General features: G+C 43.0%; 19 protein-coding genes and 3 tRNA genes. 14 read left to right on the top strand and 8 right to left on the bottom strand.

Annotated features, from left to right (window positions below; all coding sequences use genetic code 11):
• Positions 1-109: 109 nt before the first annotated feature.
• The 4 genes from FTU64_RS09470 to FTU64_RS09455 form a co-directional block, all read right to left on the bottom strand.
• On the bottom strand, positions 110-514 hold the full coding sequence (locus FTU64_RS09470; protein WP_078191516.1) for a hypothetical protein: 405 nt from the start codon (positions 512-514) through the stop codon (positions 110-112).
• A 13-nt stretch (positions 515-527) separates the two neighbouring features.
• Positions 528-1,364 (bottom strand): ParA family protein, encoded by an 837-nt coding sequence (locus tag FTU64_RS09465; protein WP_180003554.1) that lies wholly within the window; start codon positions 1,362-1,364, stop codon positions 528-530.
• A 63-nt stretch (positions 1,365-1,427) separates the two neighbouring features.
• A complete protein-coding gene (locus FTU64_RS09460; protein WP_168378832.1) occupies positions 1,428-1,820 on the bottom strand; it encodes a SirB2 family protein in 393 nt (130 codons plus the stop codon).
• Positions 1,821-1,828: 8 nt separating this feature from the next.
• Complete coding sequence (locus FTU64_RS09455; RefSeq protein ID WP_078191519.1) at positions 1,829-2,140, bottom strand: BolA family transcriptional regulator; 312 nt, start codon at positions 2,138-2,140, stop codon at positions 1,829-1,831.
• Positions 2,141-2,382: 242 nt separating this feature from the next.
• Here FTU64_RS09455 and FTU64_RS09450 point away from each other — a divergent pair.
• The 3 genes from FTU64_RS09450 to FTU64_RS09440 all read left to right on the top strand — a co-directional run bounded on the left by FTU64_RS09450 (position 2,383) and on the right by FTU64_RS09440 (position 2,700).
• Positions 2,383-2,455: transfer RNA gene (locus FTU64_RS09450), tRNA-Gly, on the top strand.
• A 47-nt stretch (positions 2,456-2,502) separates the two neighbouring features.
• Positions 2,503-2,578 (top strand) — tRNA-Gly (locus FTU64_RS09445).
• Positions 2,579-2,624: 46 nt separating this feature from the next.
• Positions 2,625-2,700: transfer RNA gene (locus FTU64_RS09440), tRNA-Gly, on the top strand.
• 138 nt (positions 2,701-2,838) lie between these two features.
• On the opposite strand, the gene FTU64_RS09435 is transcribed toward FTU64_RS09440, so the two are convergent.
• Complete coding sequence (locus tag FTU64_RS09435) at positions 2,839-4,539, bottom strand: NAD-dependent malic enzyme (protein ID WP_180003556.1); 1,701 nt, start codon at positions 4,537-4,539, stop codon at positions 2,839-2,841.
• A 400-nt stretch (positions 4,540-4,939) separates the two neighbouring features.
• On the opposite strand from FTU64_RS09435, the gene FTU64_RS09430 reads away from it, so the two are divergent.
• Together FTU64_RS09430 and FTU64_RS09425 are read left to right on the top strand one after the other, a co-directional pair.
• Positions 4,940-6,151 carry an iron-containing alcohol dehydrogenase gene (locus FTU64_RS09430; protein ID WP_078191526.1) on the top strand — a complete coding sequence of 404 codons (1,212 nt, stop codon included), beginning with the start codon at positions 4,940-4,942 and terminating at the stop codon, positions 6,149-6,151.
• A gap of 246 nt (positions 6,152-6,397) precedes the next feature.
• Positions 6,398-7,360 carry an alpha/beta hydrolase gene (locus tag FTU64_RS09425; RefSeq protein ID WP_180055692.1) on the top strand — a complete coding sequence of 321 codons (963 nt, stop codon included), beginning with the start codon at positions 6,398-6,400 and terminating at the stop codon, positions 7,358-7,360.
• Between the two features lie 21 nt (positions 7,361-7,381).
• Here FTU64_RS09425 and FTU64_RS09420 read toward each other — a convergent pair whose 3' ends face one another.
• Entirely contained in the window at positions 7,382-8,563 is a 1,182-nt protein-coding gene (locus FTU64_RS09420; RefSeq protein ID WP_078191528.1) for a transcriptional regulator, read from the bottom strand.
• Positions 8,564-8,784: 221 nt separating this feature from the next.
• Here FTU64_RS09420 and FTU64_RS09415 point away from each other — a divergent pair, with 221 nt between their 5' ends.
• The gene (locus FTU64_RS09415; protein ID WP_078194071.1) at positions 8,785-10,296 is read left to right on the top strand and encodes an aldehyde dehydrogenase family protein; all 1,512 of its coding nucleotides are present in this window, start codon (positions 8,785-8,787) and stop codon (positions 10,294-10,296) included.
• Between the two features lie 242 nt (positions 10,297-10,538).
• Positions 10,539-11,030 (top strand): hypothetical protein, encoded by a 492-nt coding sequence (locus FTU64_RS09410; RefSeq protein ID WP_180024783.1) that lies wholly within the window; start codon positions 10,539-10,541, stop codon positions 11,028-11,030.
• Between the two features lie 191 nt (positions 11,031-11,221).
• Here FTU64_RS09410 and FTU64_RS09405 read toward each other — a convergent pair whose 3' ends face one another.
• Together FTU64_RS09405 and FTU64_RS09400 are read right to left on the bottom strand one after the other, a co-directional pair.
• Positions 11,222-11,827 (bottom strand): 2-hydroxychromene-2-carboxylate isomerase, encoded by a 606-nt coding sequence (locus FTU64_RS09405; RefSeq protein ID WP_180059663.1) that lies wholly within the window; start codon positions 11,825-11,827, stop codon positions 11,222-11,224.
• A 314-nt stretch (positions 11,828-12,141) separates the two neighbouring features.
• The gene (locus FTU64_RS09400) at positions 12,142-12,891 is read right to left on the bottom strand and encodes an SDR family oxidoreductase (RefSeq protein WP_180022199.1); all 750 of its coding nucleotides are present in this window, start codon (positions 12,889-12,891) and stop codon (positions 12,142-12,144) included.
• Between the two features lie 130 nt (positions 12,892-13,021).
• Here FTU64_RS09400 and FTU64_RS09395 point away from each other — a divergent pair, with 130 nt between their 5' ends.
• From FTU64_RS09395 to glmU, 7 genes are all read left to right on the top strand, one after another.
• Positions 13,022-13,594: a TetR/AcrR family transcriptional regulator gene (locus FTU64_RS09395; RefSeq protein ID WP_180022200.1), complete on the top strand. Its 573-nt coding sequence runs from the start codon at positions 13,022-13,024 to the stop codon at positions 13,592-13,594.
• A 314-nt stretch (positions 13,595-13,908) separates the two neighbouring features.
• Entirely contained in the window at positions 13,909-15,030 is a 1,122-nt protein-coding gene (gene ribBA / locus FTU64_RS09390) for a bifunctional 3,4-dihydroxy-2-butanone-4-phosphate synthase/GTP cyclohydrolase II (RefSeq protein WP_180026167.1), read from the top strand.
• A gap of 11 nt (positions 15,031-15,041) precedes the next feature.
• On the top strand, positions 15,042-15,512 hold the full coding sequence (gene ribE / locus FTU64_RS09385) for a 6,7-dimethyl-8-ribityllumazine synthase (RefSeq protein ID WP_067765591.1): 471 nt from the start codon (positions 15,042-15,044) through the stop codon (positions 15,510-15,512).
• 4 nt (positions 15,513-15,516) lie between these two features.
• Positions 15,517-15,966, top strand: a complete 450-nt coding sequence (nusB, locus tag FTU64_RS09380; RefSeq protein WP_078191534.1) for a transcription antitermination factor NusB — start codon at positions 15,517-15,519, stop codon at positions 15,964-15,966.
• 20 nt (positions 15,967-15,986) lie between these two features.
• On the top strand, positions 15,987-16,904 hold the full coding sequence (thiL, locus tag FTU64_RS09375; RefSeq protein ID WP_180055694.1) for a thiamine-phosphate kinase: 918 nt from the start codon (positions 15,987-15,989) through the stop codon (positions 16,902-16,904).
• A 22-nt stretch (positions 16,905-16,926) separates the two neighbouring features.
• Positions 16,927-17,403 (top strand): phosphatidylglycerophosphatase A, encoded by a 477-nt coding sequence (locus tag FTU64_RS09370; RefSeq protein WP_180055734.1) that lies wholly within the window; start codon positions 16,927-16,929, stop codon positions 17,401-17,403.
• 21 nt (positions 17,404-17,424) lie between these two features.
• Positions 17,425-18,789 carry a bifunctional UDP-N-acetylglucosamine diphosphorylase/glucosamine-1-phosphate N-acetyltransferase GlmU gene (gene glmU, locus FTU64_RS09365; RefSeq protein WP_180055695.1) on the top strand — a complete coding sequence of 455 codons (1,365 nt, stop codon included), beginning with the start codon at positions 17,425-17,427 and terminating at the stop codon, positions 18,787-18,789.
• Positions 18,790-18,801 lie beyond the last annotated feature (12 nt).

The following is an 18,801-nucleotide window of genomic DNA, read 5'->3' as shown; positions in this document are numbered from 1 at the left end:
CAGTGCAGTTTATTTGGCTCAAAAAAAATGCCAGTAGACGCCTCACCTACTGACAAATTTTATTACACTTTTCTCATAGCACAGGCCTAAGCCTCAGCTCATGATCCGCTTATGATTTTGCTGCGGTAGCCGAATTTGCGCGAACGATAATCGGACAACCTTTAAATTTTGCTGCCTGTACAATCGCTTCTTGCTCACCTAGAACGCGTGAAAGTTCGGTACGTTTGGTATTTGAAGATTGTCCCATATTGACCGAAATACTCGGACCAATGCCCCAACCTCCACGGCTGCCCCAGCCACCACCAAGGCCTACACCCACACCAACGCCTGTACGCTTCGGTGTTTCTACACCATTTTGAATATAGTCGTGGATTCGGTTGTATTCGCTTTGCAATTGTTGGCAACTCAAAGACTGATACTGTGTAGGTGAAACATAGCTTGGTTTTGGCGTACTTGCACATGCACCCAATACAACAGCAGTGAAAGCAACTAGACCACATTTAAGTGCATTCATACTTTTCTCGATACTACTTTTGCTCAATTTCATTGAACAATGATTGATAGGCTTGCGTCAATTTATGATCTGCAGCCAAATGGATTAAAGGTTGATTTTTATGATGAGATTCTTTCATCAGCACCGAAGGCGGTAACATGCTGTCCAATACAGGAAGTCCTTCATCTTTGAGTTGTTGTACAACTTCGCGCGGCAACTTCGCCTGTGCCTGAAATTGATTGACCACAATGCCTTCAATTTCTAAATGATCATTATGATCATCCTGCGTTTCTAACACATTTTCGATCAGGGTCTGTAAGGCACGTTTTGAAAACACATCGCAGTCAAATGGAATCAGCACGCGATCTGCCGCAATCAACGCAGATAAGGTAAAAAAGTTAAAGGCCGGCGGTGTATCAATAAACACTCGATCATATTGACCGCTCATCTGCTGCAAAGCATCGCGGAGTTTGTAAATTTTATGCTTAGATTCTAAGGCATGTGCCAACGCGCCTAAATTTGGACTGGCAGGAATCACATCTAAGCGTGGATAAGGTGATGCATGCACATAGCTTTCCAAACCTTTGGCACGACCTTTCAAAATCGAACCGATGGCATTTCCCAACAAACCTTTACTTTGTTGTGTCCCCAAGACTTCTTCAAAATAATTTTCAATATTGGGTTCAAGTGCAGGCTTATCTGCCGAATACGTCGCATCATCCCCCAACAAATATTGACTTGAATTGGCTTGAGGGTCGAGGTCAATCACCAAAGTTTTTAAACCTTGGTGCGCGCTTATCGCCGCTAAATTGACCGTAATACTCGATTTCCCCACACCACCTTTTTGGTTAAATACCACACGCGTACGCATTCAAAACCCTCTAATCTTTGTTTTTCTACTCAAGCCTTGAAATCGGCCATGTGGATAAGCCATTTATCCAAAAACTGGTTTGATTATAACCAATGTAATGATGAAAATAAGTGCAATAGCTGCAATAAATAAGCCCGCACGGCGCTGAACCAATAAAATACTGTCATCTTTTTTATACGCTTTAGATAAAGAAGACAGCAGCACCAAAAACAGCACAACTTTGGCATAGAACCATGGCTGCACATCAAAGTTCTTCATAAACAATAAGATAATTCCAGTCACGGCAATTAATGTCATTGAGCCATGTTGCAAAGCAACAAAAAACTTCCGCCCTGCCGGATTGGGTAAATTGCCCTGCGTCCCTTTAAACAACGTAAAAGCACGAATGAAAATGGCAGCACAGCCTAAAGCCACACCACACATATGAATGATTTTAATGATTAATTGCGTTTCCATGGCTCACCTTAAGATGACTTAGGTGCATGCGCACATTCAGGGCTAGTGGTGTCTTGACCTTTCCATTCTTCGGGTAAAAACGCATGAATGGCCAAGGCATGAATTTGCCCCGGACTAAGTAAATCACCGGCTGCGGCATAGACTTTTTGATGACGTTGCACCAAACGCAAACCTGCAAATGCCTCACTCACGATCACTGCTTTAAAATGCGACTCTTTACCTGGGAAATAACCTCCATGACCTGCGGACTCATTCACCACTTCAAGATGTGTAGGCGCTAATGTCTGTAGACGCTCAATTAATTGCTGTTCTAAACTCAAAACGGCTCTCCCAAATTCAAAAAAAGGTTCAACTGGTCTTAGTATAGCCTGTATTTGTTCAAGTTCTTGTGTCGCAAAGTTGCTGAAACCATCTGAATTGCATGATTTCATCAAAATGGAAGCCTTCGACCTGCAAAAATCTTCCAATTTTCAAACAAATTGTTTTTATTTTATGCAAACGATGCACAGTTTTTCATAAAGTTATTGACCTGAAAAATCCTTAATGTATTATACGTGGCTATGCGGGAATAGCTCAGTTGGTAGAGCATAACCTTGCCAAGGTTGGGGTCGGGAGTTCGAGTCTCCTTTCCCGCTCAAAATTTTTTCATTCGGTTTTTTATTTAAAAAATTGGATAGACTCCGCGGGAATAGCTCAGTTGGTAGAGCATAACCTTGCCAAGGTTGGGGTCGGGAGTTCGAGTCTCCTTTCCCGCTCCAAATTTTTTTCGATTCAGTTTTTTAGTAAAAAAACAGGATAGACTCCGCGGGAATAGCTCAGTTGGTAGAGCATAACCTTGCCAAGGTTGGGGTCGGGAGTTCGAGTCTCCTTTCCCGCTCCAAATTCAAAAAGCCCTCATCGAAAGATGGGGGCTTTTTTATCTATCGCTTACACCAATCAAAATCAATCTATATTTATTCAGTATGTGGAACATGGTTTGAGTCAGGTTCCACAAATATGAATAAAAATTAAAATTGCGTTAATAGGTCACACGGACATAATCACGATATTCAGGTTTCCAGAAATTCGCTTCAATCGCATGTTCGAGCACTTCAACGCTGACATTTGGCGCAACACCATCAGCAATCGCAGCCAACGCGACTTTCAATGCAATTTTCTTCGAAATATCCTGTAAATAATCCAAACTTGGCAATAAATCAGCATTTGGATCTGCCAATTTTGGTGAACAGTCCGCCAATGCCGTACTAGATGCCATCAGCATATTTTCCGTCACACGTTTCGCCCCAGATGCAATCACACCCAGTCCAATCCCCGGGAAAATATAGGAGTTATTGCACTGTGAAATCTGATGAATCTTGCCATGATAATTCACTGGTGCAAATGGACTACCTGTCGCAATCAGGGCCTTACCTTTGGTCCACTCGATAATATCTGCAGGCACCGCTTCGACACGTGATGTCGGGTTAGATAGTGGCAACACAATAGGCTGTTCACAATTTGCAGCCATCGTTTCAATAACCTCTTGGCTAAACAGCCCCGGTTGTCCCGAAACCCCAATCAATACAGTCGGTTTGGCATGTGTAACCACATCCAGGAGTGAGATGACCGAATCTGCATTTGCCCAATGTGCGACGTTATCCGGTGCTTGCGCAAGCTTGCGTTGGAAATCTAAAAGATTCGGCTGATTTTCAGTAATTAAACCAAAGCGGTCGACCATAAACACCCGCGCACGTGCTTGAGCATCGGTTAAACCTTCCGCCACCATTTGCTTGATGATCTGTTCTGCAATCCCACAACCTGCTGAACCCGCCCCTAAGAAGGTGACGATTTGATCTTTGAGCTGCTTGCCTGCTGCACGTGATGCCGCAATTAAACTTCCGACAGACACTGCTGCTGTCCCTTGAATATCGTCATTGAAACAGCAAATTTTATCGCGATATTTTTCCAGTAAAGGCATCGCATTTTTTTGTGCAAAGTCTTCAAACTGAATCAGCGCTTTAGGCCAACGTTGTTGAATGGCTTTAATCACGTCATCGACAAATTGATAATATTCTTCACCACTAATCCTAGGCTGACTCCAACCCATATAAATCGGGTCATTCAACAGCTGTTGGTTATTGGTTCCGACATCTAAAGTAATCGGCAAAGTATAGGCTGGACTGATCCCACCACACGCAGTGTACAGCGACAACTTACCAATCGGAATCCCCATCCCCCCAATGCCTTGGTCACCAAGACCAAGAATACGTTCACCGTCCGTAATCACGATCACTTTCACATTCTTTTTATTCACGTTATGAATAATTTGATCGATATGATCACGGTCAGGATATGAAATAAAAATCCCACGATGACGACGGTAAATGTCCGAGAAGCGCTGACAAGCCTCACCCACTGTTGGTGTATAGATGATCGGCATCATCTCACTGAGGTGGTTTTCAATTAAGTGATAGAACAATGTTTCATTGGTGTCTTGAATATTGCGCAGGTAAATATGCTTATTGATATCACTATTAAATGCACAATATTGCTGATAAGAACGCTGACTTTGTTCTTCAATGCTTTCTGTTACGTGTGGAATCAAACCGTGTAAATTAAAGCTCTTACGTTCATCTTCATTAAACGCAGAACCTTTATTTAAAAGTGGGAGTTCTAAAAGTGTATTTCCGGCATAAGGAATATATAAAGGACGTTTCGTTTTCAAATTTTCACTGGGCATTATTTAACTCGTTTAATTAATCTTTTGTTTCGCACTGCAAAAAGCGAAATGCACAAAAGTGACTATCTCGTTATTTGTTATAGCCTATCCTGATTCGAGTGCTTTGGGGCATTTAGTAAATTGATAGTAGTTTTAGTTAGATTTTATAATCTGATAACTCGATCATGCATCCAATCATCGCAACGCCTATTTGGGCTTAAACGTATACGACTTTTAGCGAATCTCAGAAAATAGCAAAAATAATTAATGATTAAATTTCAATCAATTAAATAAGTTCAATACAAAGCCCTAAATTTGGTAGGTCTTTGGTAGGTGTGAATTTAAAACATCCCTCGCAATACTCAGTTTAGGTGAGTATCACCCATAACAAATGACAATGAATGGTAGAAGGAATCGCACCATGGCTTTTAAAAATATTGCAGATCAAACAAACGGTTTTTACATCCCTTGTGTTTCACTTTTTGGCCCCGGCTGTGCTAAAGAAATTGGTGCAAAGGCACAAAATCTTGGCGCAAAAAAAGCGCTTATCGTGACCGATGCCGGTCTTTACAAATTTGGTGTGGCAGACACCATTGCCGCATATTTAACTGAAGCTGGCGTAGAAAGTCACATCTTCCCGGGCGCAGAACCCAACCCAACTGACACCAACGTGCATAGCGGTGTAGATGCCTATAATGACAATGGCTGTGATTTTATTGTCTCTCTCGGTGGCGGCTCTTCTCATGACTGTGCCAAAGGCATTGGCTTAGTCACTGCGGGTGGTGGTCATATTCGTGACTATGAAGGCATCGATAAAAGTACAGTCCCAATGACTCCACTCATTGCGATTAATACCACCGCAGGTACGGCATCAGAAATGACCCGTTTCTGTATCATTACCAATACTGACACCCACGTTAAAATGGCGATTGTCGATTGGCGTTGTACCCCTCTTATCGCCATTGATGACCCGAAGCTGATGATTGCGAAACCTGCGGCGCTCACTGCAGCAACCGGTATGGATGCATTAACGCATGCGGTCGAAGCTTATGTGTCTACAGCAGCCAATCCCATTACCGATGCTTGTGCTGAAAAGGCCATTGCAATGATCAGCGAATGGCTCAGCCCTGCCGTAGCCAATGGCGAAAACCTAGAAGCACGTGATGCAATGAGCTATGCACAGTACTTAGCTGGGATGGCATTTAACAATGCATCTTTAGGTTATGTCCACGCGATGGCGCACCAACTTGGCGGCTTCTACAACTTGCCACATGGCGTATGTAATGCCGTGCTGTTACCACACGTTTGCGAATTTAACCTGATCGCCTGCCCTGACCGCTATGCACGTATCGCACAGCTCATGGGTGTGCCAACCGACGGTTTAACGGTGACTGAAGCGGCTTATGCAGCGATTGCAGCAATCCGTGAACTGTCTGCTTCGATTGGCATTCCATCGAGCCTTTCTGAACTCGGTGTGAAAGAACAAGACCTCAGCATCATGTCTGAAAATGCGCAAAAAGATGCCTGCATGCTCACCAACCCACGTAAAGCGAATCATGCTCAAGTGGTTGATATTTTCAAGGCAGCGCTTAAAGCCAATGCCTCTGTGGTCGACTTCAAAGCAGCAGTTTAAGTTAAGCCTCAAAGGTCTTCATGTTTAAGTGACCCAAGTGCCTACATTACCCTTTGAGTCTGGTGATGTAGGCTTCAACTGAATCCATTTCACTTTTTATTTCAGGAAAGCGACCATAGATTGGTTGCTTTCATACTGAGGTCACTCTTTTTTAGTCGGTAAAACAGCATCGATTATTCATTTGACAAAAGCTCATGGCTCATCAAGGATAAAGCATAATGTCCAATAATATTGATGAGTATAATAATGAGCCATTCACATATTCAGTATCAACCTGACATTTTGGGCGCAGGTTATGAACAAGCCACGCTGACCTTCCCTGATGATTATGAAGGCCCAGTGGTTGCCACACTGGTTCGCAAAAAAGCAGCGGCTCCTACCTCCAAAGCGGTGCTCTATATCCATGGCTTTATCGATTATTTTTTCCAAACTGAAATGGCCGAACGCTTTAATCAGCACGGTTTCGACTTTTATGCCTTAGATTTAAGAAAATATGGTCGCTCAATCCGCCCGCATCAAAAATACTATAATGTGCATGCACTGTCTGAATACGATGCCGAAATAGATCAAGCTCTAGCGATCATTGCAGATGAAGGTCATGATGCCTTACTGCTTTGTGGTCATTCAACCGGTGGCTTAACCACCACTTTGTATGCGGCACATCATCAAAATCATCCTTTAATTCAAGCCCTTTGGGTTAACAGCCCATTTTATGATTTCAACATGAATCCAGTGAAACGCGCACTAGGTATTCCACAGCTGAGTAAATTGGCAAAAACCTTTCCCAATTTAAAATTTCCGAGTGAACTGAATAAATGGTATACCGCCAGTTTACACCGCGAACTCAAGGGTGAATGGGACTTCAATTTAGACTGGAAAAAGACCCGCTATCCAATGGTGTATTTAAGTTTCGTGCGGACAATTTATGAGGCTCAAAAAGAGATTCATCGAGGTGTCAGCCTAGATGTACCGGTCTTGGTCATGCACTCGCATCAAACTAAAAATCCCAAAAAATGGGGTAAAGCAGCGCAGACCAGTGATGTGATTTTAGGTGTAAAAGACATCCAAAAATATGCCAAGAAAATTCAGGGCGATGTCACCATTCAAAGCATACACAATGGCTTGCATGATTTAGTGCTTTCGGAAAAAACCGCGCGTGAACAAGTCTATACCCAGCTCTTTGAATGGCTGGCCAATAAAGGTTTTTAACAGCCCGAATGACATTGCAACTTACTGTTTTAATTTCAACAAGGTCTGATGTACGGGATGCGATCTCGGCATCAGCTCAATCAGGCGTTCAACCGCATCGATAGCTTCAGGGAAACGCGCGACATGTTTGAGTAGAACATCCGTTTCCTTGGCATTAAAAATCGCTTGGCTTAATCGTGACTCAAGACAATCGCGCCATGCCCCTAAAAAAGGACTTTCGGTTTTGGCCAAGAAAACCCCTGAACATAGTTTCAACGCCGAATCGAGATAACCAGCATCTAAGGCTTGCTCGGCTTGCAAAAAATCGGCTTCGACTTGTGCCAATAGACGGTAAGGACGTGAGCCTAACATGCCGCCCAAAATATCGCGTAGCTGAGACATTTCTGCTTTTAAAGTCCCGACGCTCACCTTACGTTCACCATATAAGGCTTGATGCAAAGTATCTAAGGTCATGCCTTGCGGACATAGCGCCAAGATGGTCAAAATTTCAATTTGCCGTGGGGTCAGCACCATCACTTTGCCATTAAATAACACTTGCGGCACAGCAAAGGCCCGAATGTACAAATGCTGTTTTTGAAAATCAAGTAAAGCCGATTGAATAATCGAAGCGCAGCGTTCAGCCGCAAGTAGCCCTAAACTATTGTGGTTTTTCCACACGGTGGATAAATCAACCACACCTAAAATTTGCTGTGTGTGTGGATCGATAATCGGTGCTGCATAGCAGACCCATTCATGTACAGACGGCATATAATGTTCATTTGAAAACACACAACTCGACTGTTGGGTTTTTAGAGACAACGCTAAAGCATTGGTGCCGACCAATTCTTCGCGCCATTGCCCACCTGCAATAAAATGCACACTTTCCGCAGCACTTTGCATTTGCCGACTCGACGCACTCCAAATAATCGTGCTACCTACATCGCCCACGGCAAGTACCATCGACGACTGTTCGGCAATGTGTTTTAAATCTTCGGCACAATGTTGCAAGGCATGATGCAATGCCGACTGTTGTTGACTTTGAGGGCTTAAATTTACCAAAGGCGCAGCACTCCGATTTTCCGGAATTTCTGCCTGCGCCGATCGCTGCCAAGAACTCGCAATGCTCTCATTCAATTGCGAGGTTTGCTGCTTTGACAGACTCATGCCCTGTCTTAACCGTTCGACATTCTGTCGTTTTTCAGATAAATCCTTCTGTATCATCATTCATTATTCTCACAACAATTTATGACTAAAAATCCGTTTCCCGGCTTTTGTTTTTAAGACTGAAAAAAAATATTGTAAACCTTCTTGTCTCCAACCTTTTTCCAACCTTATACAGGCTATGCTAATCAAATAATGTACAAAAGTACCTTATACCAAAGCTGTAGATTGCCACAGATGGGCAGCCCAACAAGATCATAATAAACAAGCAAAGGAAAATTCATATGCGTTATGTCGATCCTAATCAACCCGGTTCAAAAGTTCAGTTTAAAGCTCAGTATGAAAACCTGATTGGTGGCCAATGGGTCGCGCCAGTGAAAGGTGAATACTTTGAAAATATCTCCCCTGTAGACGGTAAAGTTTTTACCAAAGTGCCACGTTCTTCTGCTGAAGATATTGAATTGGCTTTGGATGCAGCGCATAAAGCCAAAGCCCAATGGAACGCCTCTTCCCCAACCACACGCTCAAATATTTTATTAAAAATTGCCGATCGACTTGAAGAAAACCTAGAGCTCCTTGCGGTCGCAGAAACCTGGGACAACGGTAAACCGATTCGTGAAACCTTAGCCGCTGATATTCCACTTTGTATCGATCACTTCCGTTATTTTGCCGGCTGTATCCGTGCCCAAGAAGGCGGCATTTCTGAAATTGATGAAAATACCATTGCTTACCATTTCCATGAACCACTTGGTGTGGTCGGTCAAATTATTCCGTGGAATTTCCCAATCTTGATGGCGGCTTGGAAACTTGCTCCAGCATTGGCTGCGGGAAACTGCATCGTGTTGAAACCTGCGGAGCAAACGCCTGTCAGCATCTTGGTCTTGGCTGAACTCATTCAAGACCTACTCCCACCGGGCGTGCTGAATATTGTGAATGGTTATGGTGTTGAAGTCGGTCGTCCATTGGCGACCAATCCACGCATCTCAAAAATCGCCTTCACAGGTTCAACCGCTGTCGGTCAAATGATCATGCAATATGCGACTGAAAATATCATTCCTGTGACTTTAGAACTTGGTGGAAAATCACCAAATATCTTCTTTGAAGACATCATGGACAAAGACGATGAGTTCTTAGATAAAACACTCGAAGGTTTTGCCATGTTTGCGCTCAACCAAGGTGAAATTTGTACATGTCCTTCACGTGCATTGGTACAAGAAAGCATTGCAGATCGATTCTTGGAAATGGCTGTCGAACGTGTCAAACGTATTAAGACGGGTCATCCACTCGATACCGATACCATGATTGGTGCACAGGCATCGCAAGAGCAGCAAGACAAAATTTTAGGCTGTATCGCGACAGGTAAAAATGAAGGTGCACAGCTGATTACTGGTGGTGACCCACGAAATGAAGTCGGTACAGGTTTCTATATTGAGCCAACGATTTTTAAAGGCACCAATGACATGAAGATTTTCCAAGAAGAAATCTTCGGCCCTGTGCTTTCAGTAGCAACCTTTAAAGACTTTGATGATGCCATTAAAATTGCCAATGACACGATTTATGGTCTAGGTGCAGGGGTTTGGTCGCGTTCAGCGCATACTTCATATCGTGCGGGTCGTGCTATTCAGGCGGGCCGTGTATGGACCAACTGTTATCATATCTACCCTGCACACGCAGCATTCGGTGGCTACAAAAAATCAGGGATCGGCCGGGAAAACCACAAAATGATGCTTGATCATTATCAACAAACCAAAAACTTGTTGGTGAGCTATGACACCAAACCAATGGGCTTCTTCTAAGCAGCGTTGAACAATACATGAGATAAAAAGCGAACTTCGGTTCGCTTTTTTGTTAGAAGCCTCTTCAATGAATTCATTAAAATTTCTTTTAAAAAGCTGCAAATTTTCTTATGCTTGCTAAACAAATAACTTTATTAATTAAAAATATTTAAATAGCTATGAAATATTGTGTCTCCTGTGGAGAAAAAGCATTAGTACAACATCACTTTTGTAGTGCCTGTGGTCATTCATTTGGTGATCAAGTGTCAGACAAACCTAAGCAAGCACGTTATCCCGCATTTGTGCCCAACCAAGATGATATTTCGACCTATGAACATCATCTCAAATACTTAAACAAATTAAGCTCTTTCCAAAGCAAAGTATTCTATCTTTTCTTCTTTGGTGCTTTCGCGGTCATGTTTTTTACTTTCACAAGTGTATTTTCAGGTTGGGCGTCTGTTTCCAAAGCATTTGAATCTATATGGCTATTTCCTTTTTGTATCATCAGTTGTATTGCCATAAAATTTACAAGTTTGGACTATTGGCTTGCTAAACAAATTTATGGTCGAAATTATCGTTATAAAGACAATGGATTAAGACTCGTTTACCAAGAGCTACCAAGCGCTAAAAATCATAAAGATGAATTTATCTGTATTTTTTGCGGCAATAAACGATTCTTTCGTAAAGGTATTTATGCAAGCGATTCATGCACCGTAAATTGCACCAAATGTCAGCATTATTTATATACGGAATAAAGCTTAAGTTTTTTAAGTTAGTACCCCAAAAATAAGACTCAATACAAATGAAAGCTGAGTAAAAGTAGATGTAAGTAAGACAATCAGCCATGATCCATTCTATAATTTTACTTACATCTACAATAACTTCTGCATTCCCGTCCTAAAACTGGTGCTCATATTCAGTAGCATTCACTCAAGTATTCGTCCAATTAGGCTGATCGTGATGAAGCCTGTAAAGCCGCCTCAACAAAATGTAAATGATCAACACCCCAATATAACTCATCATCGACAAACCAACTTGGCGCCCCAAACACACCTCGTGCAATGGCTTCTTCGGTAATAACTTTAAGCTCAGACTTTACTTTTTCATCTTCAAGCCATGATTTAACTTGCTCTACATCCAATCCAAGCTCTTGCATCAATTGAATTAATTTATTGAGATCATTTAAATTGCGTGGCTGACCAAACATCGCGTTAAAAATACCCGTCAGTACATTGAGAAATACTTCAGGCTGAAATAATCGGACTGCGGTAATCAAACGCATCAACTGCAAAGTATTGATTGGAAAATACGGATTCATTTGCACGGGAATCTGCCATAGATCTGACCAGCGCTTAAGATCCCGCATGGAATAGCGTGCCTTGGCAGGCACAGCCATCGGACTACTGTTGCCAGTAGCTTTAAACACTCCACCAAGAAGCATCGGCTTCCAGATCAGCTCGGCTTGATACTGCTGTGCAATCTGTTGAATGCGATGAAAACCGATATAACTATATGGGCTGCCGACATCAAAATAAAATTCAATGACTTTCATGTTTTTCGTCCTTTTTTTGCTTATTTTCCTAACTGATGTTACGCACGTAAAAGTAACATCGTATTTTTTAAATGATTTTTAAGCCGATTTGACGGAGTCTTACATCCAGGGTTTAAATAAAGGGATTAGCCTTCGGCTGGAGGTACTTTTGTTTCGGCAAAAGTACCCAAAACCATTGTCATCCGCAAAACTCGTTCACTAGCGTCTAATTATTCAAAGTATCGCAAAAACATTTTTGAATAGATGTAGTCCTGTCTCAAACACTTACGGATGACCTTACCGCGTATCGTTCTTTCATTTGAATCAAATTACGCTTACCAGCGTTCCATCCACGGTCGCAGATCTAATTCATGCGTCCATGCATCTCGTGGTTGCTGTGAGAGATGCCAATAATTTTCTGCAATATGTACGGGATTTAAAATACCATCTTGCGCTTTTTTTGCGTACAAATCGGGAAAAGTCTCTTTAATAAAGTCGGTATCAATCGCCCCATCAACCACCACATGCGCCACATGAATATTTCTAGGCCCAAGTTCACGCGCCATGCTTTGTGCCAAGGCACGAAGCGCATGTTTTGCGCCAGCAAAAGCGGCAAAGCCTGCGGCACCACGAACCCCAGCCGTCGCACCCGTAAAAATAATTGTGCCAGATTCACGGCTCACCATGCGTTTTGCCACTTCCCGACCCGTTAAAAATGCCGAGAAACATGCCATTTCCCAAATCTTGAAATATTTACGTGCGGTTTCTTCCAAAATACTACATGGCACATTGGCACCAATATTAAAGACCATGACCTCAATCGGGCCAATGTTTGATTCAATGTGCTCGATGAGTTCAATCACTTGCTCTTCTTTTCGAGCATCCGAACCAAAGCCAAAAGCAGTCCCTCCCTGCGCTTGAATTTCAACAATTAAGGGCTGTAATTTGTCGACATTACGCCGCGTCATACACGCAGTATAGCCACCACGAGCAAAGCGTTTGGCAATTTCACCGCCGGTGGCATCTCCTGCACCAATGATCAATGCCACACCTTTGACAGGCTTAGATATATGATTATTTTCCATGACGATCTCCTCGTGCTGGATAGTTTTTATATTCCATGTGCGATCAATTTTATTGAATAACGATCGTTACTATAACGAATACTATGTTATGGTTAATTTATCGTCAATATTATTTTCAAGGGGGTTGCAGATGCGTTACAAACCCGAATACAAACAACAAAAACGACAAGAACTACTCAACATTACGGGACAAATTGCGAAAAAAAATGGCTTTGCTGCAACAGGTGTTGACGGCTTAATGAAAGCTGCAGGTGTAACTAGTGGCGCATTCTATTCACATTTTTCGTCAAAACAGGATTTACTCAAAGCATTGGTTGAATATGAATTGCAGCAAAGCTTTAACATGTGGCAAAGCAACCCGCATCACAATGCAGCCGACTGGATTAATTTTGAGTTAGACCGTTACTTAACCCCTTCCCACCTTGAACATCCTGAACAAGGCTGTGTTTTGCCGACACTTGCGACCGAAGTAGCTCGTGCAGATGACACGATTAAACAGGCCTATGAAAAGGAATTACTGCGCGGTCATGCTTTATTTAGCGCACATTTGGCGAGTGAAGAAAAAGCTTGGGCCATGATGTCCCAATTGGTCGGTGCGGTTTTAATTGCACGGGCAATGCATGATCCCGAATTACAAAAAAGCATTTTGCAGGCCAATAAAATGATCATTCAAGATTATTTAGCTGCTCACTCAGCTGCATAAGTGACAATTATTTTATGTGATCCTTCATGTAGTTATGCGATTAAACGCTTCCGACAAACTGTCAGCTTCCTTTGGCTTAATTATTCAATATCCGTATAAGGTTGCCAATTTTTATGCTTTTCAATCGCTTAAAGATTGGGCATAAATGGCACAATTCAAATAAAGTCCTCTTTTCAAGGTTCTGACGACTGTGTATAACAATGAGCCATTAAAGGAAAATGATAAGCATAGGCAAAGAACGCAAAAAAACGTTAGACTATGCAACAATCAATGCAAGTAAATGTCATTCGAGACAAACAAAAAGGTGAAGATTGATGCCGCTTAATACTGTTGAAGAGCTCGTAGCTGATATTCGTGCAGGAAAAATGGTCATCCTGATGGATGATGAAGATCGTGAAAATGAAGGCGACCTTGTTATCGCTGCGACCCACGTACGCCCTGAAGATATCAACTTCATGATTACGCATGCGCGTGGTCTTGTGTGCTTAACGCTCAGCAAAGAGCGTTGCCAACAGTTAAATCTACCACTCATGGTAGATGCCAATGGTGCGCAGCACGGTACCAACTTTACCTTGTCTATTGAAGCAGCAAATGGCATTTCAACAGGCATCTCTCCTGCAGAACGTGCGCACACCATTCAAACAGCGGTAGCTGCACATGCTAAACCAGCTGACATCGTACAGCCAGGCCATATTTTCCCGCTGATGGCGCAGCCTGGTGGCGTCCTTCACCGTGCAGGCCACACTGAAGCCGGTTGTGATTTATCGCGTTTAGCAGGTCTTGAACCCGCATCTGTGATTTGTGAAATCATCAATGAAGATGGCACTATGGCACGTCGCCCTGATCTTGAAGTATTTGCTGAAAAGCATGGCTTAAAAATGGGCACGATTGCGGACTTAATTCACTACCGCATGACCAATGAGCAAACCGTTGAGCGCATTGATCAACAAACTTTAGATACTGAATACGGTACTTTTGAATTGTTCCGTTACCGTGAAATTGGTAACCCAGACATTCATTTGGCACTGGTTAAAGGCGAACCAAAACAAGGCATAACCACAGTCCGTGTACATGGTTTCAGCCCGGTTCGTGACTTATTAAAACTCAATAAACAAGATGGTGCTCCGGCGTGGAATCTCGATAAAGCACTGAAAGAAATCGCATCCAGCGATCGTGGTGTTTTAGTATGGATTGGTCAGCGTCATTTACAGGACTTAGGCCCTGCTTTAGAAAATTTAACTGCACCGAAAAATGTTAAATCCAATGCGGCACTGTCTCAGCAGTATCAAACCATTGGTGTGGGTGCACAAATTTTACGTGATTTAGGCGTGGAAAAAATGAAGCTACTCAGCTCTCCACTACGCTTTAATGCACTATCAGGTTTTAACTTAGAAGTGGTGGAATACATCACCGCAAATCAAACATCAGAGAAATAATCGAGGTTGCTATGGCAGTTCGCCGTATTGAAGGTATGTTACATCTCGCGAACGAAGACCGTTATGCGATTTTAGTTGGTCGTTTTAATAGCTTTGTTGTTGAACATTTGCTAGAAGGTGCCGTTGATACATTGAAACGTCATGGCGTATCAGAGGATAATATCACTGTTGTTCATGCACCGGGTGCTTGGGAACTTCCTGTGGTTGCAAAAAAACTTGCAGCTTCAGATCGTTTCGATGCCATCATCGCGCTTGGCGCAGTGATTCGTGGTAGCACGCCTCACTTCGATTTTGTTGCTGGCGAATGTGCCAAAGGTTTAGGCGTTGTTGGTCTAGACACTGGCTTACCAGTAATTAATGGTGTATTGACTACGGATAGTATTGAACAAGCGATTGAACGCTCAGGTACAAAAGCAGGCAATAAAGGTAGTGAAGCTGCCTTGACTGCTATTGAAATGGTTAACTTGTTAAAGGCTATTTAACGCTATGTCGCAAACACTTCAAGCAACTTATGCAGCAAAACGTAAAGCACGTCGCTTTGCTGTACAAGGAATTTATGAATGGCAAATGAGCCGCAATCCTGTCCATGAGATTGAAGCACGTACACGTGTGGATAATGCCATGCACAAGGTCGACCTCGGCTATTACCACGAGTTATTGACCGAGGTTGTTGCCAATCATGAAGCATTGGATGCGCTTTTAATCCCTGTGCTCGATCGTGAAGTGGACGCTTTAGATGGTGTTGAACTTGCAACACTTCGTCTTGGTGCATATGAACTCAAAGAACATCTTGAGATTCCATATCGCGTCGTGTTAGATGAAGCGATCGAGTTAGCTAAACATTTTGGCGGTGCAGACAGCCACAAATACATCAATGGTGTATTGGATCGTTTAGCGACTACATTGCGTGCAGCAGAAAAACAACAAGCTAATTAATTTTTTAAGTAGTACGTTGTATGGCTGAGTTCTCGATCATTGATACCTATTTTAATCGACAGAATATCAATTCTGTCGATTTAGGGGTCGGTGATGACTCAGCCTTGCTCACCCCTCCTCCACAGCAACAATTGGTCATCTGTGCCGATACACTGGTTGCTGGGCGTCACTTCCCTCTCGACACAAAACCACATGCCATCGGCTGGAAATCTGTTGCTGTCAACCTCTCTGACATTGCTGCAATGGGTGCCAAACCACACAGTATTTTATTGGCATTGAGCCTACCCCAAATTGATCATGATTGGCTCAAAGGCTTTAGTCAGGGTTTATATAATTGTTGCGATCAATTTGGTGTGAGTTTAATTGGTGGTGATACCACACAAAGTCCTCATCTGACGATTTCAGTCACAGCCCTCGGCTGGGTTGAATCGGGACAAGCCGTCCCGCGTTCAGGTGCCCAAATCGGTGATTATATCTGCGTCAGCGGACAAGTCGGTGATGCTGCATTTGGCTTAAACCATTTAGGTCATCGCTTACAGCACCGTTTAGATTATCCCACACCCCGTTGCTTATTAGGCCAACAGCTCAAAGGCTTAGCCAACAGTATGATTGATGTCTCTGATGGGCTCGCACAAGATTTAGGACATATCCTCGCTGCTTCACACGTCGGTGCAGAAATTGAATTAGATCAACTTCCTATCGATCACGATGTAAAACAATTACAACAAGAAAAGCAGTGGCAATACGCCCTCGCGGGTGGAGATGACTACGAGTTATGCTTTACAATAAGTCCGCAGAATTATAAAAAACTTCTGCAACTAGAATTAGATGTAAACATTAGTAAAATCGGTCAAATCACGCCTAATTTGGGAATCCGTTATAACAACCACGGTGTTGACCAAGTCATAAAATTTAAGGGATACCAGCATTTTGCATAAGCCAGCCATTAACTTTAAATCCATGTCTTGGTTTAACCGAGTCATCGCCTTTTGTGGCGTGGGATTTGGCTCGGGTCTTGCACCCAAAGCACCGGGCACCTTTGGCTCTGCTTTTGCTTTGTTGTTTATTCCAGGTTGGCTTGCAATCGGCTTTTTCAACTCCATTATAGTCATGATCATCATGTCGATTATTGGGATCTATATTTGCGGTCAAACCGCCAAAGTCATGGGTGTTCATGATGATGGCCGCATCGTATGGGATGAATTTGCCGGTCAGTCCATTACCTTCCTCCCAATTTTATATCTTGGGCAAATGAGCTGGACTTGGGCATTGATTGGTTTTGCGTTATTCCGTTTATTTGATGTCTGGAAACCGTGGCCTATTCGTGTCATTGACCGTCAAGTCGGTGGTGGCTTTGGCATCATGTTTGACGACATCATTGCGGGTCTTTGGGCCGCACTTTGCATCTGTATTTATTTTTATATTGTGTCTATGTAATAGAAACACCTAGGATTAAACATGTCTACTAGCGTTATTATTCTTGCTGCAGGTAAAGGAACACGTATGCGTTCACGTTTACCCAAAGTTTTACAACCCCTCGCAGGACAACCGCTGCTCGGTCATGTCATCAACACGGCGAAAAAACTAAATGCAGAAGAAATAATTACCATCTATGGGCATGGCGGTGAATTGGTACAAAACGCGTTTGCACATGAAAATGTCAAATGGGTTGAACAAGCAGAACAATTGGGTACAGGCCATGCAGTCAAAGTGACTCTGCCTGTCCTAGCAAAAACCGGGATTTCTTTGATTCTCTCAGGTGATGTGCCTTGCATCACTGAAGCAACATTACAAAAACTTTTAGATGCATCTGCTCAAACAGGCATTGGTTTAGTAACCTTAACGGTTAATGATGCGACAGGTTACGGGCGTATTGTTCGTGAAAATGGCAAGATTCAAGCCATTGTTGAACATAAAGATGCTTCTGAAGAACAACGTAAGATCAAAGAATTTAATACCGGTATTTATGCCGTGAGTAATGCCAAATTGCACGAATGGCTGCCAAAATTAAGCAATAACAATGCGCAAGGTGAATATTACCTGACCGATATCGTTGCCATGGCGATTGCTGACGGTCTCGAAGTGGCATCTGTTGAACCAGAACGCGCTTTCGAAGTGGAAGGTGTCAATGACCGCGTACAATTGGCTGCACTTGAACGTGAATTTCAAGCATTCCAAGCTAAACAACTGATGCAACAAGGCGTTCACCTGATTGATCCTGCACGTTTCGACTTACGTGGTACATTGACTGTTGGTCAAGATGTCCGTATCGATATCAACGTGATTATTGAAGGTGATGTTGAACTCGGTGATAACGTTGAAATTGGCGCAGGCTGCATCATTAAAAATACAAAAATTGCGTCAGGCACCAAAGTGCAGCCGTACAGCGTCTTTGACAGCGCCATTGTCGGCGAAGATGTGCAAATCGGCCCGTTTGCGCGCTTGCGTCCAGGTGCAAAACTTGCGAATGAAGTGCACATCGGCAACTTTGTTGAAGTCAAAAACTCAAGCATTGGCATAGGTTCAAAAGCCAACCACTTTACCTATTTAGGCGATGCAGAAGTAGGCGCAGGCTCAAATATTGGCGCAGGCACCATTACATGCAATTATGACGGCGCCAACAAATTTAAAACCATCATTGGTGATCGCGCCTTTATCGGCTCAAACAGCTCTTTGGTTGCTCCAGTACACATTGGGAATGGCGCAACTGTCGGTGCCGGTTCAACGATTACACGCGATGTAGCAGACAACAGTTTAGCGGTGGAGCGTTCAAAGCAATTTGCCAAAGAAAACTATCCGCGTCCGCAAAAGATTAAGAAATAAGAGGAATTCATT

The sequence above is a fragment of the Acinetobacter sp. YH12128 genome, from assembly GCF_013418655.1.
GTDB lineage: Bacteria > Pseudomonadota > Gammaproteobacteria > Pseudomonadales > Moraxellaceae > Acinetobacter > Acinetobacter amyesii.
This window is presented reverse-complemented; position numbering and strand designations above follow the sequence as displayed.

Coding starts and splice junctions, on each gene's coding strand:
- thiL (WP_180055694.1), top strand. CDS start 15,987: ATGGCTGAGTTCTCGATCATTGATACCTATTTTAATCGACAGAATATC.
- nusB (WP_078191534.1), top strand. CDS start 15,517: ATGTCGCAAACACTTCAAGCAACTTATGCAGCAAAACGTAAAGCACGT.
- FTU64_RS09415 (WP_078194071.1), top strand. CDS start 8,785: ATGCGTTATGTCGATCCTAATCAACCCGGTTCAAAAGTTCAGTTTAAA.
- ribBA (WP_180026167.1), top strand. CDS start 13,909: ATGCCGCTTAATACTGTTGAAGAGCTCGTAGCTGATATTCGTGCAGGA.
- glmU (WP_180055695.1), top strand. CDS start 17,425: ATGTCTACTAGCGTTATTATTCTTGCTGCAGGTAAAGGAACACGTATG.
- FTU64_RS09465 (WP_180003554.1), bottom strand. CDS start 1,364: ATGCGTACGCGTGTGGTATTTAACCAAAAAGGTGGTGTGGGGAAATCG.
- FTU64_RS09470 (WP_078191516.1), bottom strand. CDS start 514: ATGAATGCACTTAAATGTGGTCTAGTTGCTTTCACTGCTGTTGTATTG.
- FTU64_RS09420 (WP_078191528.1), bottom strand. CDS start 8,563: ATGATGATACAGAAGGATTTATCTGAAAAACGACAGAATGTCGAACGG.
- FTU64_RS09395 (WP_180022200.1), top strand. CDS start 13,022: ATGCGTTACAAACCCGAATACAAACAACAAAAACGACAAGAACTACTC.
- ribE (WP_067765591.1), top strand. CDS start 15,042: ATGGCAGTTCGCCGTATTGAAGGTATGTTACATCTCGCGAACGAAGAC.
- FTU64_RS09425 (WP_180055692.1), top strand. CDS start 6,398: ATGAGCCATTCACATATTCAGTATCAACCTGACATTTTGGGCGCAGGT.
- FTU64_RS09460 (WP_168378832.1), bottom strand. CDS start 1,820: ATGGAAACGCAATTAATCATTAAAATCATTCATATGTGTGGTGTGGCT.
- FTU64_RS09435 (WP_180003556.1), bottom strand. CDS start 4,539: ATGCCCAGTGAAAATTTGAAAACGAAACGTCCTTTATATATTCCTTAT.
- FTU64_RS09370 (WP_180055734.1), top strand. CDS start 16,927: ATGTCTTGGTTTAACCGAGTCATCGCCTTTTGTGGCGTGGGATTTGGC.
- FTU64_RS09430 (WP_078191526.1), top strand. CDS start 4,940: ATGGCTTTTAAAAATATTGCAGATCAAACAAACGGTTTTTACATCCCT.
- FTU64_RS09405 (WP_180059663.1), bottom strand. CDS start 11,827: ATGAAAGTCATTGAATTTTATTTTGATGTCGGCAGCCCATATAGTTAT.
- FTU64_RS09400 (WP_180022199.1), bottom strand. CDS start 12,891: ATGGAAAATAATCATATATCTAAGCCTGTCAAAGGTGTGGCATTGATC.